Genomic DNA, 20,704 nt, shown 5'->3' with positions numbered 1-20,704 from the left:
CGGCCGTTGGCGATCAATTTGGGAGGCTTATTAGCCTCCCGAATCGAGCTTAGAAGTGAGTGTTGACGCTCATGTAGTATGTGCGGCCAGGCTCGTTGTAGGTCTCCGCGCCAGCGCCGTACATGTAGGATTTGGTCGTGTCATTCCCGGTGGTCTGGGCGTTACCCGCACGCCAGTGGCGCTTATCCAGCAGGTTGTCGATCCCGGCGGTGAAGCTGACGTTTTTGGTCGCGTCCCAGGTCGCGCTCATACCAAGAATGCTATAAGGGCTGACCTCGTTGGTGTCGCTGCCGGTGACAGGAACTCCCTTATAGTTGTACTTCTTCGGTGCCTGTTTGCCGTACCACGTCAGGGTGCTTTGCAGCGAAATGTCCGGGCGAACCTGCCAGCTAAGCGTGGAGTTAAGCGTGTATTCAGGGATGATCGACAGGCGATCGCCGGTTTCCTTATTTTTACTTTGCAGCATGTAAGTCAGGTTGTTATTCCAGCTTACGGTCTCCGTCAGCGGCAGATTAATCGTACCTTCAAGACCTTCCACCACCGCTTTAGGCACGTTGCCCCACTGGTAGATATCGGTTTTCTTGCTGTTGGAAGCTATCGGTGAATAGCCGGATTCAATTTTATTGCGGTAGTCGTTCCGGAACCAGGTGATCCCGGCCTGATAGCCGTCGCGCTTGAACTCCAGGCCAATTTCTTTGTTGACGCTGGTTTCGGCTTTCAGATCCTCATTCCCCATCAGATAACACGCCCCGCCGCTGGCCGCACAGCCCTGACCGCGGCTGTAAAGGATGTAGTTCGGGTTGGTCTGATACAGGCTTGGCGCTTTATAAGCCCGGGCAATACCGAGCTTCAGCGTCAAGTCTTCCACCAATTCCTGGCTCAGGTTCAGCGATGGACTCCAGTTATCTCCCACGATGGAATGATGGTCGAACCTCAGACCCGGCGTCAGCATGGTGCTGCCGGTTAGCTCCATGTTGTTTTCGGCAAACAGGGAGAAGATCTCAGCCTTGGAATACGGGCTCCGGCCGGTGGATGAGAGCCCCGGAATCGGCCCGCCTTCGCTTAACGACTGGGTGTTGGACGTACCGTCTTTCATGCGCTGCTGATTCCATTCGCTACCGACGGTGAGGTTTTGATTCACCAACAGGGTAAACGGAATGCTTGCTTCGCTGTGCAGCATGACATCGTTGAGATCGATATCTGAGAACTGGTTGTTGGAGAAAATGCCCTCCGTGCCGCCCGCCAGGCCCTCATTCATGCGCGAGTTACGGGTGTGTTCGTATTGCGCATAAGTGTTGGTGGTGACGCCGTTGTCCCAGCCGCCGGTCCAGGTGACGGCATAAGTCTGGCGGTAGAGGCGATTGGTCTCTTTGCCGTAGTTGTCCTTCACCAACTGGCTGGTATTGGTATTTTGTGTATCACCTGAGTAGAGGTTGCCCTGGCGGCTGTAGCCGGTTTCAAACTCCAGCGCCTGCATCGGGGCAAAATCCCAGCGGATCATGCCGTTCAGGTCTTTATGGATAACGCCTTCGCGACCCGCAGGCAGCGTGTTGGCGTAAGACCCGGTGCGCAGCGACTGGTGCCCCTGATTGATGTCCCAGGCGTCCGCCTGCGTTTTATCCAGGTTGCCGTAGAGGCGGAAACTCACGTCGTCACCGAGCGGCCCGGTCAGGCTGAAATTGGTGCGTTTCGTCGCGCCTTCATCTTTATGTTCCGGGGCATTGAAATAGGTATTCCAGCTGCCGTGGAAAGCGTTGCTGCTGCGTTTGGTGATGATGTTCACCACGCCGCCTGCCGCCCCATTACCGTAGCGGGCTGCTGCCGGGCCGCGCAGGACTTCAATACGTTCGATCATTTCCGGCGGCACCCAGGAGGCGTCGCCGCGGGTATCACGCTCGCCGCGCCAGCCCAGGCGCACTGAATTCCGGCTGGTGACCGGTTTACCGTCAACCAGGATCAGCGTGTTTTCTGGCCCCATACCGCGAATGTCGATCTGTCGACCGTTGCCGCGCTGCCCGCTGGTGGAGTTGCCGGTCAGGTTAACCCCCGGCATGGTGCGAATGATTTCGGAGACATCCCGCGCGACCGGGTGCTTCTTTAATTCATCGGAAGTAATGACCGACACGCCGGGTGCCTGCAGCGTTTGCTGGGCTGCGGTGACAACGAGCGTGTCTTCGTTTTCAGCGGGGGTTGTCTCTGCTGCTGCCGCTGAAAACGCGGTGCCGTAGAGGCCGAGACTCACCAGTGTGGCGAGGGAGTACGATAATGTATTGTTCATTATTTATCCTGAGTGTCACCGCCTGCGTCCCTGAAGTTCCTTTCCCAAACGAGGAAGGACGCGGCAAAAGTGCCTGGAGTTGAAAGTGCGGAAACACGCTATTGCAAATGAAAATAATTATCAATGTGTTTATCAATTGCATTTTTGGATCGATTAAATTCGCTAATTAATCAGCCCTGGTTATCACTCCCCGCATCGACCATTCATTAACCTGATACTCCACAATTGACCTGCCGCTATTACGGTTGCGATACATATTTAGGTGATCTCATTAACAAACTGAGGTAAATGCCCACGGTTTTGCCCGCTTCGGATTGTGAGAAAAGCTATTCCAGGCTAGAAACAAAATGTAACAACTCTCGGTATCCACTTAGAAAACGGACAAAATTGATGGATAGATTTGGGAAACACCTCGTCTGGGTTGTGCTTGCTTTGACAGGCGCGTTCGCCCTCGGCTATATCGCACTGAATCGCGGTGAACAGATAAATGCGCTGTGGATTGTTATTGCCTCAGTTTGTATCTACCTGATTGCCTATCGTTATTACGGTTTGTTTATCGCTAAACGCGTGCTGACGGTGGATGCCACGCGCATGACGCCGGCCGTGCGGAACAATGACGGCCTTGATTACGTCCCAACGGATAAAAAAGTGCTGTTTGGCCACCACTTTGCCGCCATCGCCGGGGCTGGTCCGCTGGTGGGGCCGGTGCTTGCCGCGCAAATGGGTTACCTGCCGGGCATGCTTTGGCTGCTGGCAGGCGTGGTGCTGGCGGGCGCCGTGCAGGACTTTATGGTGTTGTTTGTCTCCACGCGTCGCAACGGGCGCTCGCTGGGGGAGTTAGTTAAAGAAGAAATGGGCAATACTGCGGGGGTTATCGCGCTGGTCGCCTGCTTTATGATCATGGTGATTATCCTGGCCGTGCTGGCAATGATCGTGGTGAAGGCGTTAACCCACAGCCCGTGGGGGACTTACACCGTGGCCTTCACCATCCCGCTGGCGCTGTTTATGGGCGTCTACATTCGCTATTTGCGCCCGGGGCGTATCGGTGAAGTGTCGGTGATTGGCCTGGTGATGCTGGTGTTTGCCATTATTTCCGGCGGCTGGGTAGCGGAGAGCCCGACCTGGGCGCCGTACTTTGATTTTACGGGCGTGCAGCTCACCTGGATGCTGGTAGGGTACGGTTTTGTGGCCTCGGTGCTGCCGGTGTGGCTGCTGCTGGCCCCGCGTGATTACCTCTCCACCTTCCTGAAAATCGGCACCATCATCGGGCTGGCGATCGGCATTTTGATCATGCGTCCGACGCTGCAAATGCCATCATTAACAAAATTCATTGATGGCACTGGCCCGGTCTGGAGTGGGGATCTGTTCCCATTCCTGTTTATCACCATCGCCTGCGGGGCCGTTTCCGGCTTCCACGCGCTGATTGCTTCCGGCACCACGCCAAAAATGCTGGCGAACGAAAATCAGGCCTGCTTCATTGGCTACGGCGGCATGTTGATGGAGTCCTTCGTCGCGATCATGGCGCTGGTGGCGGCCTGTATCATCGATCCGGGCGTGTACTTCGCGATGAACAGCCCGATGGCGGTGCTGGCGCCAGCTGGCACGGCGGATGTCGTTGCTTCTGCCGCGCAGGTGGTAAGCGGGTGGGGCTTCCATATCACTCCGGAAACGCTGACCAACATTGCCAACGAAGTGGGCGAACAGAGCATCATCTCCCGCGCCGGTGGGGCACCAACGCTGGCGGTTGGCATGGCGTATATTCTGCACGGCGCGCTCGGCGGGCTGATGGACGTCTCGTTTTGGTACCACTTTGCCATCCTGTTTGAAGCGCTGTTTATCCTGACGGCGGTGGATGCCGGGACTCGTGCGGCGCGTTTTATGCTGCAGGATCTGCTGGGCGTAATCTCTCCGGGTCTGAAACGGACGGATTCGCTGCCGGCCAACCTGCTTGCCACCGGGCTTTGTGTGCTCGCCTGGGGTTACTTCCTGCATCAGGGCGTGGTCGATCCGCTGGGTGGCATTAACACGCTGTGGCCGCTGTTCGGTATCGCCAACCAGATGCTGGCGGGCATGGCGCTGATGCTGTGCGCGGTTGTGCTGTTCAAAATGAAGAAGCAGCGCTATGCCTGGGTTGCGCTGATGCCGACGGCCTGGCTGCTGGTGTGCACGTTAACCGCAGGCTGGCAGAAAGCGTTCAGTCCGGATGCAAAAGTGGGCTTCCTTGCTATTGCCAATAAGTTCCAGGCGATGATCGACAGCGGTAATATTCCGGCGCAGTACACACAGTCGCAGCTTAGCCAACTGGTGTTTAACAACCGTCTGGATGCGGGGCTGACTATCTTCTTTATGGTGGTGGTTGTGGTGCTCGGCTGGTTCTCACTGAAAACCGCGCTTAAGGCGCTGAAGTCTGAGCAACCGACGTCCAGCGAAACGCCGTATGAGCCGATGCCGGAGAATTACGAACAGATCGTGGCGCAGGCGAAGAGCGTGCATTGATTTTTGCCCTCTCCCTAACCCTCTCTCTGAAAGGGAGAGGGGATAAATTGGTTTTTACCTTAGCTCTGAGCGGTGAAGGGCGCGGTTTTTTATCTTTTCGCCCTCTGCCCTTTGGTGAGAGGGCCGGGGTGAGGGGCAACCCACTGGAGGTAACATGTTCGATAGTCTAGCCAAAGCCGGGAAATACCTCGGTCAGGCCGCGAAGCTGATGATTGGCGTACCCGACTACGACAACTACGTGCAGCACATGCGCCTGACGCACCCTGAGCAGACGCCAATGACCTATGAAGAATTTTTCCGTGAGCGTCAGGATGCACGCTACAGCGGTAAAGGCGGCGGACGCTGCTGCTAAAACCTGGCATTTAACAAAAATGTGACATTTAGCTCGTTTTTTAGCTGACGGTGAAAATCCTGTTGTGTGAAACCAGCGAGTATGATTTTATCAATAACGACTTTTAACTTTGATTCAGGAAACCCATGACGCATTCCCTGCAAACTTCGACCCTACTAGTTACCGCGCTACCAGCCGCGGTGGTCGTCGTGCGTGTGGTGGTGGTCGTCGGCAATGCGCCGTAGGGACTGAATCAACGCATCGATTCCAAACCCCGCCGGCGCAAACCGGGCGGGGTTTCTTGTTTTAAGTGCCTGCCCAGAAGCGAACCGGCTAATGAGAAGGACTGGAGCATGGCAATTTCGGACACACCCACACAACGCATCACCGGCGCGCAGCTGATTGTAAAAATGCTGGAGCATCATGGGATTACAACGGTTAGCGGCATTCCCGGTGGCACCGTACTGCCGCTCTACAATGCCTTGAGCCAAAGCCCCCGCATTCGCCACGTTCTGGCTCGCCACGAGCAGGGCGCGGGATTTATGGCGCAGGGCATGGCGCGTACCAGCGGCAAACCGGCGGTCTGCATCGCCTGCAGCGGGCCTGGGGCCACAAACCTTGTCACCGCCATTGCCGACGCGCGTCTCGACTCTATTCCGCTGGTTTGTATCACCGGCCAGGTACCCACTTCGATGATTGGCGCCGATGCTTTCCAGGAAGTGGACACCTACGGTATTTCGATTCCTATCACCAAACATAACTACCTGGTGCGCAGCATTGACGAACTGCCTCAGGTGATTACCGACGCTTTCCGTATCGCCCAGTCCGGCCGCCCAGGGCCCGTCTGGATCGATATTCCTAAAGACATTCAGACCGCTGAAATCGACATTGCCGAACTGCCCGCGGTAGCCGCGCCTTCCGCTGCTCCGGCCTTTGACCATCAGGACATCGCCCGTGCGGCAGCGATGATCAACGAAGCCAAACGCCCGGTGCTTTATCTGGGCGGCGGCATTATCAGCGCGGGAGCGGCGGAGCAGGCGCGAGAGCTGGCGGAGCGAGCCGGGCTGCCGACAACCATGACGCTGATGGCGCTGGGGACGATCCCCGCCCGGCACCCGCTTTCTCTGGGAATGCTGGGAATGCACGGCGCGCGGAGCACCAACTTTATCCTGCACGAAGCCGATCTGCTGATCGTGCTGGGCGCACGCTTTGACGACCGCGCCATTGGTAAAACGGAAGAGTTTTGCCCGAATGCCAAAATTATCCACGTTGATATCGATCGCGCCGAGCTGGGCAAAATTAAGCAAGCCAACGTGGCGATTCGCGGTGACGTGCGTGAAGTACTGAGTCAGCTTATTCCGCAGACCAAAAACGCCCGGCGCAGCGAGTGGCTGCAAACGGTAAGCGAGTTGCAGCGTGAGTTCCCGTTTGCCACGCCGGGCGAGGACAATCCGCTGATGCCTTACGGACTGATCAAAGCCGCAGCGGCCTGCGTAGACGATGAGGCGATTGTTACCACCGACGTAGGTCAGCACCAGATGTGGGTGGCTCAGGCTTATCCGCTCAACCGCCCGCGCCAGTGGCTGACGTCCGGCGGCCTGGGCACCATGGGCTTTGGCTTACCGGCGGCGGTTGGCGCGGCGCTGGCCGAACCTGGCCGTAAAGTGCTGTGTTTCTCCGGCGACGGCAGCCTGATGATGAATATCCAGGAGATGGCCACGGCGGCGGAAAATAATCTGGATGTAAAAATCATCCTGATGAACAACCAGGCGCTGGGGTTGGTGCACCAGCAGCAGACCTTGTTCTATCAGCAGAATATTTTCGCCGCGACTTACCCCGGCATGACGGATTTCCTGACCATCGCCCGCGGCTTTGGCCTGGCAACCTGCGACCTGAACCAGGCGGAAGATCCGCAGGCCGCGCTGCAGGAAGCAATTTCTCGCCCCGGGCCTTGCTTGATCCACGTGCGTATCGATGCCGATGAAAAAGTCTACCCAATGGTACCGCCGGGTGCCGCCAATACTCAGATGATTGGAGAGTAAGTCATGCAGCAACCTATCACTAAACAATCCACCGTCATTCTGGAACTCACGGTGCGCAACCACCCGGGCGTGATGTCACATATCTGCGGCCTGTTTGCCCGCCGCGCATTTAACGTGGAAGGCATTCTCTGTTTACCGCTGCCGGAGGGCGATCAGAGCCGCATCTGGCTGCAGGTAGCAGACGATCAGCGGCTGGAGCAGATGGTCAGCCAGGTCGATAAGCTGGAGGATGTGGTGCAGATCATTCGCCACGCCGATGACCCGGGCATCTTTAACCGCCTGACCGCATTTGTGCAGTAAATAAACCAGGGGCTTTCAGGCATATTTTTGAAAGCCCCGCGCCAGGATGAATAACTCCCCGGAAGCCGTGCCGCAAACCCTGCATACCAAAGAACGATGTCAGCCAACCTCAAGTAAGAATCCGTTAGCCTGCCCTGGGAATAATAAGTGCGACTAAATTTTGTTCGTGCTTGTTTGTTGCTTTAAAGCTACACTCGGGGAGTCAAGGATGTACATGATTACGTTCTTCAAAACGACAGAAGGAAAAACGCCGTTCAAAGCCTGGCTAAAGGCGTTAAAAGATGCGAGGGCAAAAACCAAAATAGTCATGAGGATCGACCGACTTTCCTTTGGTAACCCTGGCGATCATAAACCCTGTGGACAGGGCGTATGGGAAATACGCATCGATGAAGGGCCAGTCTATAGGGTGTACTACGCCCAGGACGGCAAAGCAGTCTGGCTGCTACTGGCGGGAGGAGATAAACGCAATCAACAGGCGGATATCGAACGTGCAAAAGAATGGTGGCTTGAACATCAAGGGAGAAAAAATGAAATTTAGCGAATTTGATCAAAAGGTTATTGATATGCTCCGCGACGATCGTGCCTTTGCCGTGGAGTACCTGAAAGAAGCTTTTATTGGGCTGGATGGTGACGACGGCGAAGCGGTGTTTCTCATTGCTATGCGTCGGCTGGTAGAAGCCAGAGGCGGCTTTACTGAGATAGCCAGAGCGGCAAATCTAAACCGCGAAACGCTTTATCGTACGCTGTCCGGGCGTGGAAACCCCACCATCAAAACCACCAAAAAGGTTCTGCACGCGGTGGGGATTCATTTTTCAGAGATTGCGGGTCAACCGCACGTTATAAACCCTGGCGAACCAGCAGTTCGGGCGTAATTTCGGCAATAGATTTTGCGCCGGTAAGCGTCATCGCCACGCGCATCTCTTTCTCCATTAAGTTCAGCAGGTTGCTGACGCCAGCCTCACCGTGGGTTGCCAGGGCATACAGGTAAGCGCGCCCCAGCAGCACGGTATCGGCGCCCAGCGCAATCATACGCACCACGTCCAGGCCATTGCGGATGCCGCTGTCCGCCAGAATGGCAATATCACCTTTGACCGCGTCGGCAATAGCGGGCAGAGCGCGGGCAGAAGAGAGCACGCCGTCCAGCTGGCGGCCGCCGTGGTTGGACACGACGATCCCGTCGGCGCCGAAGCGCACCGCATCGCGCGCATCTTCCGGGTCGAGGATCCCCTTAATCACCATCGGGCCATCCCAGAATTCGCGGATCCACTCCAGGTCTTTCCATGAAATGGACGGGTCGAAGTTATTGGCCAGCCAGCCAATATAATCCTCCAGCCCGGTCGGTTTACCGAGGTAGGTGGAGATATTGCCCAAATCGTGGGGGCGGCCGTTTAAACCAACATCCCATGCCCACTGCGGGTGCGTCATTGCCTGGAAATAACGGCGCATCGCGGCATTAGGGCCGCTCATGCCTGAGTGTGCATCGCGATAGCGCGCGCCGGGTGTCGGCATATCGACGGTAAATACCAGCGTGGAGCACCCGGCGGCTTTCGCCCGTTCCAGCGCGTTGCGCATAAAACCGCGATCCTTCAGAACATAAAGCTGGAACCACATCGGGCGGTTAATCGCCGGTGCGACTTCTTCAATCGGGCAAACGGACACCGTAGACAGGGTAAAAGGAATGCCTTTTGCTGCGGCCGCTTTTGCGGCCTGAACTTCTCCCCGGCGGGCATACATCCCGCAAAGTCCTACGGGACCGAGGGCGACGGGCATGGATAGCGTTTCGTTAAACAACCGGGTTTCCAGACTCAGCGCCGACATGTTTTTCAGCACACGCTGCTTGAGCGCCACCTGCGCCAGATCTTCCACGTTGCGCTTCAGCGTATGCTCGGCATAGGCGCCTCCGTCAATGTAGTGGAATAAAAAAGGCGGCAGAATGCGCTCGGCGGCGGCACGGTAGTCGGTTGCTGCGGAAATAATCATCGTTTCTTTTCCCTTATTTCATCACTTGCTTCGTCCGGGAGGCGGGTAATGCGTGCCTGACGGGCTTCGTCTTCCTGCAGAGTTTTGATGGTGGTGTGGACGTAGCCGAGGTGCGACTGGGCGGCTCGCCTTGCGCGCTCGGCGTCTCCGGCCAGAATCGCCTGCAATAATTCGTCGTGCTGCTCGGTTAGCCCGGCAAAAATGGCCGGGACGGTGTACATGCGCTGGCGGCTGTGCAGCACCGAAGATTGCAGCAGATCGAAGAACCCGCGCATGGTCTGCAGCAGCACGATATTGTGGGAGGCTTCGGCAATCGCCAGGTGAAACCTGACGTCGGCCTGGGCGGCTAAGTCCGGATCATCGCTCTCTTTAAATTTCAGCGTGGCATCGAAGCAGGCGATCAGCTTTTCTTTGTCGGCCTGCGTCGCCCGCATGGCCGCGTACCAGGCCGTACTGCCTTCGATAGAATGTCTGGCTTCGAGGATATCCAGCTGATAATTGGGGTCGCCCTCGACCAGCGTTTTCAGCGGCTGCACGATACGCTGTTCCGACCATTGTTCGGTCTGGTAGCGCAAATAGGTGCCACCGCCGCGTCGGCTGGCCAGTACGCCCTCGCCAATCAGCTTTTGAATCGCCTCGCGTAAAATCGAGCGCGAACAGCCCAGTTCGGCGGCCAGCTGGCGTTCGGCGGGCAACCGCATGCCCGCCTCCAGATTACGTTCTTCAATCAGCGCCTTAACACGCTCAACCATCTGGTCGGCAAGGCGCGGCACAGCTTGGGTCATGGGATCATCCAGGTTAAAACGTAGGCCTGCAGCGTGGTAATCACTCCCACCATGCAGGTGAAAATCAGGCTGTGCTTCACGGTGAAGCGGAACAGGTCCGACTCTTTCCCGACCAGCCCCACCGCCGCACAGGCAATGGCTATCGACTGGGGTGAAATCATCTTCCCGGTCACGCCGCCGGTAGTATTGGCCGCCACCAGCAGAAGGTCCGACACGCCAATCTGCTGCGCGGTTGTGGCCTGCAGCGCGGCAAACAGCGCGTTAGACGAGGTGTCCGACCCGGTGAGGAACACACCCAGCCAGCCAAGGAACGGCGAGAAGAAAGTAAAGGCGTGGCCGGTATGCGCCAGCGCCAGGGCCAACGTCGCCGACAGCCCGGAATAGTTGGAGATAAAAGCAAACGCCAGCACCATGCCAATGGAGTAAATCGGCAGCGCCAGCTCCTTGAGCGTTTCACCGAAAGTGACCAGCGCCGCTTTCGGTTTCATGCGCAGATAAACAATTGAGATCAGCGCCGCGACCAGGATTGCCGTGCCGGTGGCTGACAGCCAGTCGAACTTAAACACCGCGGCGTAAGGCGCACTGGCGGTAACGACCGGCGGCATTTTGGCGACCAGGTTATCCAGGAACGGCACGGAGAAATTATAGACCCAGTCCGCCATCGCGCCGCTTTTGGCGAACAGCGCTTTAAACGGCGGAATGCTCCACAGCGTAACCGTGGCCGTTAAAAACAGGAACGGCATCCAGGCTTTGACAATCTGCCCGGTCGTGTATTTCTGCGCAGTCTGCGCCTGCACGGTTGCTGCTGCGTTCTCGCTATCAAAGCGGAAAATGCGCACCGGCTTCCAGACCCGCAGGAACGCCGTCAGGCACACCAGCGACACCAGCGAAGAGATGATGTCCGGCAGCTCGGGGCCGATAAAGTTAGAGCTGAGATACTGGGCGATAGCAAACGAGCCGCCTGCTACGATTACCGCCGGCCAGGTCTCTTTGATTCCGCGCCAGCCGTCCATAATCGCCATGATCCAGAACAGCACAATCATTGTCAGGAACGGCAGCTGGCGGCCCACCATCTGGCCGATTTCGAAGCTGTCCAGGCCGGTAACCTGCCCGGCAACGATAATGGGGATCCCCATCGCGCCGAAGGCCACCGGCGCGGTATTCACTATCAGGCACAAACCTGCGGCGTACAGCGGCTTAAACCCGAGGCCGACCAGCAAGGCTGCGGTAATGGCAACCGGTGCCCCAAACCCGGCAGCCCCTTCCAGAAATGCGCCGAAAGAGAAACCGACGATCAGCATTTGCAGGCGCTGGTCCGGCGTGATCGACAGGATAGAGGAGCGAATAATGTCGAACTGCCCGGTTTTGACCGAAATTTTGTAGACAAACACCGCGGCAACAATAATCCAGGCGATGGGCCACAGGCCGTAGAAGAACCCGTACGCCACCGAGGCAAGCGCGCGATCCACCGGCATGCGGTATAAAAACAGGGCAACCAGCAGGGCGATAAATACCGTGATCGTTGCCGCTTTGTAGCCCTTCATCCGCAGCTTGATGAGCGCGAAGAAGAAAAACAGAATCGGGAGCGCGGCAATCAGGCTCGACAGCCAGATATTCCCGAGCGGGTCGTAAAGTTGGGGCCAGACTTGCATGCAGGTGTTCTCCAGGGTGGGCGTTTATCGTTTTTTATTAGATTGGTAGGACCAATTTTGCTTTGTAGAGCAAATGATGGCTAATGGTTAATCTTGTGTTAATGAAAGGCAACGACCTGACGAGTGTTTATCAGCGTTTTGTAGAAAAGGGCACGTTTTTAGTTTAATTGGTAGGACCAAAGGGTGCTGCTTCGGGACAGTGGTTTTAGCGAGTCAGCATTAGGGTATCCCGCCGGAAATTCGACGATGTAAAACAGAAATACTCACTGACCCTTTTTTAGCCCTGTTTGTAACTTATTGATTTATCAATTCTGCCGGGCTGTCTTTAAAAAAAGGGATTAAGCGAAAAACAGACGGTTTTATTCATTGCAACAAAGAGTTACCTGTGAAAAGCTCTTGTTCACTGCCGTATAGGCAGCTTAGAAATGCTCCAGGGAATCTTATTGATGATATACAGAGTTCACTGCCGTACAGGCTGCAGACGCGGCATAAACAAGGTCAGTGCCGCGCCTGCATTCCCTCACGCCAGCCTGAGCACTCTGTCCAGTGACCAGCGGCCTGCGCCACGGGCGATCACCAGCAGCAGCAATCCGCCCCAGATCAGGTGCGTGGGCCATGCGTCCGGGTAAACAAAAATTTCAATGACCAGGGTCATGAACAGCAATCCCGCGGCGGCAAAGCGTGAAAGCAATCCCAGTACCAGGAGAACAGGGAAGGTATGTTCGGCCAGCGTGGCCAGGTGCGCGGCAATATCATAGGGTATCAGCGGCAGCGCGTATTCGGTGCGGAACAGCTCGTAGGTGGACGGTTTTAGCGTCATAAATCCCGTCACTTTGGTGCGGCCGGAGAGGAAGAACACGGCTGCAATACCCACGCGTGCTATCAGTAACAGCAAGTTGTCGCTAATGCCTCTCTCGATGCGATCCCAGAGTCTCTTCCACAGCGCTCTCACGCCTTGTTCTGTCATTTTTTGTTCAGATACTTTCATCATTTGGCCTCAAAAAGTGTGATTAAGATGCGGCGAATACGCCGCTGCTGAGCAGGTTGCTGAATAAAGGGCCGAGGGCGAGAGCTGGCTCGGCAGCCAGGGCCTTGCCGCTGGCCTGATCGAGGGTTGCCCCCAAACGGCAGGCGGTCAGAAAGACCGACCCGCCCTGGCTTAAGGGTTCGGCAAAAATGCGCTGCTGGCGGCGAACCAGCAGGGCACCTTCGCCCTGCCAGTGAATCGTCTCCGGCGCGGCGGTTTGTTCGCGATTGAACGCCCAGAGGGTGAACACAGGCAGCGTGGGGTGCCAGTACCAACGAACGCTGTCCCGCAGTCGTAATGATGTGGTACCCAAGGTATCCGCAGTGCTGTTTGCCAGCGCGTGCACATCCAGCGGAGCCGAGGATGGTGCGCAAAACACCTCCAGCCACAGCTTGTCCAGCTCGGCCACGGCGCTTAAATACGTCAGTTCTCTGGCCGGAGGGTAAGCGCTAATAAAGGTTGGGAAGGCGTCGCCATAGCGAACCAGTTCACCTTCGTGTGGGGGGCGCTCAAGCGCATAGCCCCGCGCCATTTCACGGAAAAAGTCGGTTCCGGTAAGCCTGGATACGCTGGGGAAGTTAGCCGCCAGGGCGTCAACGCAGGCTTTGATGACGCCGTTGCGATAAACGGCAAGGCCGGGCTGAGTCTGGAAATGGCTCAGTTCGGGGCGAGCTTCGCCGTATAACAGGCCAATAAATGCCTCTTGGTAGCCGCTTAAGTGAGCGCTCATTCGGTCTCTCCCAGTGCGTCGAGAATCCGCTGAGCACGCTGCTGTTCGGCCAGCAACACGCCAAATGCGGGCAGGTTGTCATCCCGTTCAATCAGCGTGGGTTTTGCTCCCGCCCGCTGAATCAGTCCTGTATACAGCCGCCAGACATCCTCGGATATCGACTGGTCGTGGCTGTCGATCAGTAAATCGCTGCCCCCTTCGTCGGCGCTAAAACCTGCCAGATGGATCTCAGTCACGCGTTCGACCGGGAAACGGCTCAGCCAGGCTGCGGCATTAAAGCCGAGGTTGTGGGCGCTGAGCCAGACGTTGTTCAGATCCAGCAGCAGGCCGCACCCGCTCCGGTGGCTGACTTCGTCGAGAAATTCAATTTCGTCCCACTCATGCTCCGGCATCTGCAAATAATGCGTGGGATTTTCCAGTGAAATCTGGCAGCCCAGCGCATCCTGCGTGCGGCGAATGTTGTCGATAACGCGTTGCATCAATCGCGTTGTCCTCGGCACCGGCAGCAGGTCAGGGTAATAAATGCCGTTCCAGCGCGACCAGGCGAGATGCTCGGAAACGAGCGCCGGTTTGATGTCCGTGACCAGCGCTCTTAGCTGCGAGAGCAGTTGAGCGTCCGGCGGTTCGTCACCGGCGAGTGAAAGCGAAACGCCGTGTAACGAGATTGGGTGCTGCTGGCGGATCGCCGCCAGCCACTCTCTGCGCGGGCCACCCGCCATGAGATAATTTTCACTGTGAACCTCGAACCAGAGGGGGGATGGGCTGGCCCAGGCGTCGGCGTAATGCTCGGGCTTCAGGCTTAAGCCGGCACCTAAAGGATGTGTCATCGTCATGGGAGTGGCCCTTTTATTAGCCTTCGGTCAGCGAGCCGTGGCCGTTTGGCGTCTGGATCGCGGTGCAGGTACCCGCCGGCACCATTTTGTAGGCATTTTTCTGGTAATCGACTTTGGAGGTTCCCGCGCAGGTGGTACCGGCGCCGGCCTTACAGTCGTTGTCTGCGGCTTTGGCAATGCCAAAACAGCGCTCAAGGTTTGGGCCGGTTAATTCAGCGGCAAAGGATGCCGCGCTGAAAGAAACCAAAGACAGGGCAATCGCGGACATAGCAATACGGTTCATCGTGTTCTCCAGATAATTAAAATGAAGTTAGGGACGGCAATCATCGGCTATTTATTGAGAGCGTTATTTCCTCCTCATTGAATAAGACGCATTAATTTCCCGACGTAATATTCACGGCTTTAAATATCGTGCGGGCGACATTTTTCGGGTCGTACAGCATTGGCACATGGCTGACCGGTAACTCGGTGACGTGGGCGTGAATTTTCTTCGCCATCGTTCGCTCCAGATCCGGGTTGATCATCCGGTCGTTGCTGCCGACCAGGAACCAGCTCGGTTTCTGCTGCCAGGCGGCGGTGGTGACTTTTTCGGTAAAGCTTGCGGCGGCGATCGGCATCTGGGTGATGCCGATAATGTTCTGCGCTTCAGGCGTCGCGTCCTGGGCAAAATCGGTGGCGATGGCCTTCGGGTCGAGGCTCAGGAAGCCGTCTGCACCCTTGATGATCTTTGCGCTGCCTGGCGGAGCCGGGAAGCTGTTGGCCAGATCGGCCGTGGACTGACCCGGCGATGGGGCAAAGGCGTTGATGTACACCAGGCCTTTCACTTTCGGATCGTTACCCGCCTCGGTAATTACCGTCCCGCCCCAGGAATGACCTACCAGAATAACGTCGCCTTTGGCACGGGCGATGGCGCGTTTGGTCGCCGCCACGTCGTCTGCGAGTGAGGTTAATGGGATCTGCGCGGTGATGATTTCGTAATGGCGCGTTTGCAGAACCGGGATCACCTGCTCCCAGCTGTCGGTTGCATCGGCGAAGGCGCCGTGCACTAACACGATGGTGTGCTGAGTTTCCGCCTGGGCAGCAAATCCAGTCATCAGGCCAGCCGCAGCCAGCGCCAGCAGCGTTTTACGCGTGGGTTTCATCTTCTTTTCCTGTTTTAGTGGGAGGGAATAAATCAGCGGTAAATATCGGCGCTGCCGAAGTAGCTGTTGTTGCCGCCGGCGGAGACCACTCGCCAGGCGCTGGCCCCGGCTTTTTCAGCTTTTGCAGCCAGTTTTTCATTAAGCTGGTCGAGAGACAGCGTGGTGCTATCGCTTTCTGTGACGGTGCCAATTTTGACCAGGCCCTGAGCGCTGTGGACTTCTTTGGCAGCAAAGGCGGGCGCTACAGCAGCGGCCAGGACGAGCGGGAGAATAACGGTGCGGAACAGTTTCATCATAAGCCTCACATATCGGGTCGTTGAATACGTTGCCGCCTGAAGGTGGCGGATGCGCTTATTTAACGCCTGGTTTGTATGTGGGCTGTGTCAGGGGGAAGGGAATTTGTTTTGTTGTTTAGCCGTGGGCGGTGTGGATACAAAACAACACAATTCTTTGGCATTGACCGGGATAATCCCTCTTCCCGGGCGGGAAGAGGGGATGCGAGCGGTTATTTTATGCCTTTCCGGCTCTCTGTTTTGGCTTCTTCGGCCTCGATAGCGCGATACCAGCGCGGGTGGTGCTTCTTCGCCCATCGGCGGCTGACTTTGCCAACGACCATGCCTTTAATCGATCCTTTCACCCAAAACGCCATGTACATATGGATCAGGATGGCGTGGATCAAAATAATGGCTGAAGCTGCGTGGATAAGCAGGCTGTAGCGAATCATCCACATCGGGAAATAGTGCGCAAACCAGGGCCGCCAGATAATAATTCCGGTCACCAGCAGCACGAAGATCATGCTCATGATGCTCCAGAACATCATCTTCTGCCCGGCGTTGTATTTGCCCACGTCCGCCACTTTATGCTCGTTGCCTTTCAGCACCTCAACAATGCCCTTCAGCCAGGGGAGATCCTGCTTGTCGGGAATGTTGTGATGCACGAAGCGTACGAACATAAACATCAGCGCCACAAAGATAGCCACGCCAAAGAACGGGTGAAGAATGCGCCCCATTTGCGGCGTGCCGAAGGTCTCCGTCAGCCATTGCAGCGTCGGGAAGAACAGGGCAATGCCGGACAGCGACACGAGGAAGAAGCAAATCACTACCGTCCAGTGGCAGGCACGGTCGATGAATTTTGTTCTGACGATCATCTTACTCATGCTTGTCCTCCTCATCTTCGTCCACCTCTTCGTTAGGCCCGATCCCGACATAGTGGAAAATCAGGGCCGCGAAGGTGGCCACAAACCCGGCAGCCGAGAGCGGCTTCAGAATGCCTTTCCACAGGTTGATTGGGGTATCAATCTTCGGCTCTTTTGGCAGGTTGTGGTACAGCTCCGGCTGGTCCGCGTGGTGCAGCACGTAAACGACGTGCGTGCCGCCCACGCCCTGCGGGTTGTAAACGCCCGCATGTTCAAAGCCGCGTTTTTTCAGCTTTTCAACGCGCTGCTCTGCCATGTCCAGCATCTCTGTGCGGATGCCAAAGCGAATCGCACCTGTCGGGCAGGTTTTCACGCAGGCGGGCTCCTGGCCTACGCTGACGCGGTCAACGCACAGGGTGCATTTATACACGCGGTTATCGTCTTTGTTCAGGCGAGGGATGTTGAACGGGCAGCCCGCGATGCAGTAGCCGCAGCCGATGCAGTGCTCCGACTGGAAGTCCACGATGCCGTTGGCGTACTGAATAATCGCTCCGGCGGACGGGCAGGCCTTGAGGCAGCCCGGATCTTCGCAGTGCATACAGCCGTCTTTGCGGATAAGCCATTCCAGCTTGCCGTTTTCACGGGTTTCTGAAAAACGCATCAGCGTCCAGGACTTGGCGCTTAGATCGGCGGGGTTATCGTAAACCCCCACGCAGTGGCCGACTTCGTCGCGGATGTCGTTCCACTCCGAGCAGGCGACCTGGCAGGCCTTGCAGCCGATACAGCTTGTGACATCGATGAGCTTGGTGACTTCTTCCTTGAAGTCACGTGCCCGCGGCGGCGGGGTGAAGCTGTTCGTCGCCGAGCGTTTGATAATATCCTGAGATTGCATGGACATTGTTTCCTCCCTTACGCCTTCTCAATGTTGACCAGAAACGCCTTGTATTCCGGCGTTTGTGAGTTGGCGTCGCCTATCGACGGCGTCAGGGTGTTGGCGAGATAGCCCTTGCGGGCCACACCTTCAAAGCCCCAGTGCAGCGGAATGCCGATGGTTTCAATTTCCTGCCCGCCAGCCCGCAGGGTTTGCAGGCGCGGCGTCACCACGGCCACGGCTTTAATAAAGCCGCGTTTGCTGCTGACTTTCACCCGGTCGCCGTGCGCAATGCCTTTCGCTTTCGCCAGCCCTTCGCTGATTTCAACGAACTGTTCCGGCTGCACGATGGCGTTCAACCGCGCGTGCTTGGTCCAGGTGTGGAAGTGCTCCGTCAGGCGATAAGTGGTGCCGACATACGGGAACTGCTGCCTGTTGCCCATGCGTTTAGCGTCCGCCTCGTACAGGCGTGCCGCCGGGTTGGAAACCACGTTCGGGTGCAGCGGATTGGTGCCCAGCGGCGTTTCAAACGGCTCGTAGTGCTCCGGGAACGGCCCTTCGGCAAGTTTGTCGAGGGCAAACAGGCGGCCCAGGCCTTCCTGCTGCATGATGAACGGCCCGACGCCGCTGTCCGGGGCGGCGGTGCTGAAGTCCGGAATATCGTTCCCGACCCATTTCGTGCCGTTCCACTCAATCAGCATGCGTTTGGCGTCCCACGGTTTGCCCTGCAGGTCTGCCGAGGCGCGGTTGTACAGCACGCGGCGGTTCATCGGCCACGCCCACGCCCAGCCCAGCGTATTACCCAGCCCGGACGGATCCGCGTTGTCGCGGTTTGCCATCTGGTTGCCTTTGCTGGTCCAGCTCCCGGCGTAAATCCAGCAGCCGGAGGCCGTGGAGCCGTCATCACGCAGCAGCGCGAAGGAATCAAGCAACTGGCCTTTTTTCGCCAGCAGGTTACCGTTGGCGTCAAACAGATCTTCCAGCGCGTAGCCGTTGCTCTCTTTGGCGACCTCTTCGGACTCAGGATTATCGGGCTGCTCGTAGTGCCAGCGCATTTTCAGCAGCGGCTCAACGCCTTTGCCGCCTTCGGCCTGGTACATCTGGCGCAGCCGGTGGTAAAGGCCGGCCAGGATCTCCCCGTCATTCAGCGCTTCGCCCGGCGCATCCGCGCCTTTCCAGTGCCACTGCAGCCAGCGGCCCGAATTGGCAATAGAGCCGTCTTCTTCGGCAAAGCAGGTGGACGGCAGGCGGAACACTTCGGTCTGAATTTTCGCCGGATCAACGTCGTTCATCTCGCCGTGGTTTTGCCAGAAGTTAGAGGTTTCCGTCACCAGCGGGTCGATAACCACCATGTATTTCAGCTTGCTCAGGCTGGCGACAACCTTGTTTTTATCCGGGAATGAGGCGACGGGGTTAAAGCCCTGGCACAGATAGCCGGTGACGAGGTTGCGATCCATCATGTCGAAGTACTTCAGCACGTCGTAGGCCTGATCCCACTTCGGCAGCCAGTCAAAGCCCCAGTCGTTCTCTTTCTGCGCGTCGTCGCCGTAGAAGGTTTTCATCAGGCTGACGAAGAACTTCGGATAGTTTCCCCAGTAGTTCACCTGACCCGGCAGCGTCGCTTTTGGCGTGTTGGCGGTGAGGTAGCCGTCGAGCGTGGTGTGCTTGTCGGACGGTAAAGAGAGGTAACCCGGCAGGCTGGTGGACAGCAGGCCGAGATCGGTCAGGCCCTGAATGTTGGAGTGGCCACGCAGCGCGTTGACGCCGCCGCCCGCCATCCCCATGTTGCCCAACAGCAGCTGGATCATCGCCATGGTGCGGATGTTCTGTGCGCCCACGGTATGCTGAGTCCAGCCCAGCGCATACAGGAACGTGGTGGTGCGATCGACCGCGCTGGTTGACGCCAGCACTTCGCAGACTTTGAGGAAATCTGCCTGCGGCGTGCCGCAGATATGCTCGACGACGTCCGGCGTGTAGCGGGAAACGTGCTCTTTGAGCAGGTTCCAGACGCAGCGCGGGTCGGTTAGCGTGTCGTCTCGCTTCGCAAAGCCGTTTTCGTCGAACTGATAGTTCCAGGTGGTTTTATCGTACTGGCGCTTTTCTTCGTCGTAGCCGCTGAACAGGCCATCTTCGAAGCTAAAGTCCTCACGCACCAGCAGGGCCGCGTTGGTGTAGTGTTTGACGTATTCAGCGTTGATTTTGTTGTTATTTATCAGGTACAGAATCACGCCCGACAGGAAGGTAATGTCGGTGCCGGAGCGGATCGGCGCGTAGATGTCCGCCACAGAGGCCGTGCGGGTGAAGCGCGGATCGACCACGATAAGCGTGGCGTCATTGTTGTTTTTGGCTTCCATCGCCCAGCGGAAACCGACCGGGTGGGCTTCAGCGGCGTTGCCGCCCATCACCATCACCACGTTGGCGTTTTTGATATCAACCCAGTGGTTGGTCATCGCACCGCGACCAAATGTTGGAGCAAGACTTGCTACCGTTGGTCCGTGTCAGACGCGCGCCTGGTTATCTACCGCCAGCATGCCCAGCGAGCGGGCAAACTTCTGAGTTAACATGCCGGTTTCGTTGCTGGCCGCCGAAGCGCAGAGCATCCCGGTGGAAAGCCAGCGGTTAACCGTCACGTTGTGTTCATTTTTCTCGATGAAGTTGGCATCGCGATCGTCTTTCATCAGGCGGGCAATGCGGGAGAAAGCCTCTTCCCAGCTGATGCGCTGCCATTTGTCCGATCCTGGCGCGCGGTATTCCGGGTAGCGTAGGCGATTATCGCTGTGAATGTAGTCGAGCAGCCCCGCGCCTTTCGGGCACAGCGCGCCGCGGTTGACCGGGTGATCCGGGTCGCCTTCGATATGGAAAATACTGGATTTGGCATTTTTCGAGCCATCTCCGAGGCTGTACATCAATAAACCACAGCCAACAGAACAGTAAGTACAGCTATTGCGAGTCTCTTTTGCACGCAGCAGCTTGTAGTTGCGCGTTTCCGCCAGCGCGGCTTTTGGGACAAAGCCCAGCACCGCCGCCGTTGTACCTGCCATTCCGCCGGCGCAGATTTTGAAAAACTTCCTGCGACTGACGTTCATCGTCACCTCATTGTTA

General features: G+C 57.1%; 20 protein-coding genes. 7 read left to right on the top strand and 13 right to left on the bottom strand.

What is annotated here, in order from left to right; genetic code table 11:
- Positions 1 to 49: 49 nt before the first annotated feature.
- Entirely contained in the window at positions 50 to 2,278 is a 2,229-nt protein-coding gene (locus tag F3J29_RS11985) for a TonB-dependent siderophore receptor (protein ID WP_166866312.1), read from the bottom strand.
- Between the two features lie 390 nt (positions 2,279 to 2,668).
- Between F3J29_RS11985 and cstA the strand changes: the two genes are divergently transcribed.
- The 7 genes from cstA to F3J29_RS11950 all read left to right on the top strand — a co-directional run bounded on the left by cstA (position 2,669) and on the right by F3J29_RS11950 (position 8,319).
- Positions 2,669 to 4,774 carry a pyruvate/proton symporter CstA gene (gene cstA / locus F3J29_RS11980; protein WP_166866310.1) on the top strand — a complete coding sequence of 702 codons (2,106 nt, stop codon included), beginning with the start codon at positions 2,669 to 2,671 and terminating at the stop codon, positions 4,772 to 4,774.
- Between the two features lie 154 nt (positions 4,775 to 4,928).
- Positions 4,929 to 5,126 carry a YbdD/YjiX family protein gene (locus F3J29_RS11975; protein ID WP_166866308.1) on the top strand — a complete coding sequence of 66 codons (198 nt, stop codon included), beginning with the start codon at positions 4,929 to 4,931 and terminating at the stop codon, positions 5,124 to 5,126.
- 125 nt (positions 5,127 to 5,251) lie between these two features.
- Positions 5,252 to 5,350: an ilvB operon leader peptide IvbL gene (gene ivbL, locus F3J29_RS11970; protein ID WP_071842708.1), complete on the top strand. Its 99-nt coding sequence runs from the start codon at positions 5,252 to 5,254 to the stop codon at positions 5,348 to 5,350.
- A 108-nt stretch (positions 5,351 to 5,458) separates the two neighbouring features.
- Complete coding sequence (gene ilvB, locus F3J29_RS11965) at positions 5,459 to 7,147, top strand: acetolactate synthase large subunit (protein ID WP_166866306.1); 1,689 nt, start codon at positions 5,459 to 5,461, stop codon at positions 7,145 to 7,147.
- 3 nt (positions 7,148 to 7,150) lie between these two features.
- The gene (gene ilvN, locus F3J29_RS11960) at positions 7,151 to 7,447 is read left to right on the top strand and encodes an acetolactate synthase small subunit (protein ID WP_166866304.1); all 297 of its coding nucleotides are present in this window, start codon (positions 7,151 to 7,153) and stop codon (positions 7,445 to 7,447) included.
- A 208-nt stretch (positions 7,448 to 7,655) separates the two neighbouring features.
- Positions 7,656 to 7,985 carry a type II toxin-antitoxin system RelE/ParE family toxin gene (locus F3J29_RS11955; RefSeq protein ID WP_166866302.1) on the top strand — a complete coding sequence of 110 codons (330 nt, stop codon included), beginning with the start codon at positions 7,656 to 7,658 and terminating at the stop codon, positions 7,983 to 7,985.
- Positions 7,975 to 8,319 carry an addiction module antidote protein gene (locus F3J29_RS11950; protein ID WP_166866300.1) on the top strand — a complete coding sequence of 115 codons (345 nt, stop codon included), beginning with the start codon at positions 7,975 to 7,977 and terminating at the stop codon, positions 8,317 to 8,319. The genes F3J29_RS11955 and F3J29_RS11950 overlap by 11 nt, the downstream gene beginning before the upstream one ends.
- On the opposite strand, the gene lldD is transcribed toward F3J29_RS11950, so the two are convergent.
- The 12 genes from lldD to fdnG all read right to left on the bottom strand — a co-directional run bounded on the left by lldD (position 8,285) and on the right by fdnG (position 20,688).
- Complete coding sequence (lldD, locus tag F3J29_RS11945; protein WP_166866298.1) at positions 8,285 to 9,427, bottom strand: FMN-dependent L-lactate dehydrogenase LldD; 1,143 nt, start codon at positions 9,425 to 9,427, stop codon at positions 8,285 to 8,287. The two genes, F3J29_RS11950 and lldD, sit on opposite strands and share 35 nt — an antisense overlap.
- Positions 9,424 to 10,212, bottom strand: a complete 789-nt coding sequence (lldR, locus tag F3J29_RS11940; RefSeq protein ID WP_166866296.1) for a transcriptional regulator LldR — start codon at positions 10,210 to 10,212, stop codon at positions 9,424 to 9,426. Before lldR ends, lldD begins: the two co-directional genes overlap by 4 nt.
- Entirely contained in the window at positions 10,209 to 11,864 is a 1,656-nt protein-coding gene (gene lldP / locus F3J29_RS11935) for an L-lactate permease (RefSeq protein ID WP_166866294.1), read from the bottom strand. The genes lldR and lldP overlap by 4 nt, the downstream gene beginning before the upstream one ends.
- 520 nt (positions 11,865 to 12,384) lie before the next feature.
- On the bottom strand, positions 12,385 to 12,855 hold the full coding sequence (locus F3J29_RS11930) for a DoxX family protein (RefSeq protein WP_286175327.1): 471 nt from the start codon (positions 12,853 to 12,855) through the stop codon (positions 12,385 to 12,387).
- 19 nt (positions 12,856 to 12,874) lie between these two features.
- The gene (locus F3J29_RS11925) at positions 12,875 to 13,621 is read right to left on the bottom strand and encodes an HvfC/BufC N-terminal domain-containing protein (protein WP_166866292.1); all 747 of its coding nucleotides are present in this window, start codon (positions 13,619 to 13,621) and stop codon (positions 12,875 to 12,877) included.
- Positions 13,618 to 14,454 carry an MNIO family bufferin maturase gene (bufB, locus tag F3J29_RS11920; protein ID WP_205246735.1) on the bottom strand — a complete coding sequence of 279 codons (837 nt, stop codon included), beginning with the start codon at positions 14,452 to 14,454 and terminating at the stop codon, positions 13,618 to 13,620. Before bufB ends, F3J29_RS11925 begins: the two co-directional genes overlap by 4 nt.
- 16 nt (positions 14,455 to 14,470) lie before the next feature.
- Complete coding sequence (locus F3J29_RS11915; RefSeq protein ID WP_008460533.1) at positions 14,471 to 14,737, bottom strand: BufA1 family periplasmic bufferin-type metallophore; 267 nt, start codon at positions 14,735 to 14,737, stop codon at positions 14,471 to 14,473.
- Between the two features lie 91 nt (positions 14,738 to 14,828).
- Complete coding sequence (locus F3J29_RS11910) at positions 14,829 to 15,596, bottom strand: alpha/beta fold hydrolase (RefSeq protein WP_166866290.1); 768 nt, start codon at positions 15,594 to 15,596, stop codon at positions 14,829 to 14,831.
- Positions 15,597 to 15,628: 32 nt separating this feature from the next.
- A complete protein-coding gene (locus tag F3J29_RS11905; protein WP_157141438.1) occupies positions 15,629 to 15,892 on the bottom strand; it encodes a YdgH/BhsA/McbA family protein in 264 nt (87 codons plus the stop codon).
- 209 nt (positions 15,893 to 16,101) lie between these two features.
- Positions 16,102 to 16,767, bottom strand: a complete 666-nt coding sequence (gene fdnI, locus F3J29_RS11900) for a formate dehydrogenase-N subunit gamma (protein WP_502706557.1) — start codon at positions 16,765 to 16,767, stop codon at positions 16,102 to 16,104.
- The gene (fdxH, locus tag F3J29_RS11895) at positions 16,745 to 17,629 is read right to left on the bottom strand and encodes a formate dehydrogenase subunit beta (RefSeq protein WP_166866286.1); all 885 of its coding nucleotides are present in this window, start codon (positions 17,627 to 17,629) and stop codon (positions 16,745 to 16,747) included. Before fdxH ends, fdnI begins: the two co-directional genes overlap by 23 nt.
- 11 nt (positions 17,630 to 17,640) lie before the next feature.
- Positions 17,641 to 20,688 carry a formate dehydrogenase-N subunit alpha gene (gene fdnG / locus F3J29_RS11890; RefSeq protein WP_166866284.1) on the bottom strand — a complete coding sequence of 1,016 codons (3,048 nt, stop codon included), beginning with the start codon at positions 20,686 to 20,688 and terminating at the stop codon, positions 17,641 to 17,643.
- Positions 20,689 to 20,704 lie beyond the last annotated feature (16 nt).

The organism is Enterobacter sp. Cy-643, from assembly GCF_011752815.1.
GTDB lineage: Bacteria > Pseudomonadota > Gammaproteobacteria > Enterobacterales > Enterobacteriaceae > Cedecea.
Note: the sequence above shows the minus strand (reverse complement) of the source record. Positions and strands in the feature narration are given on the sequence as shown.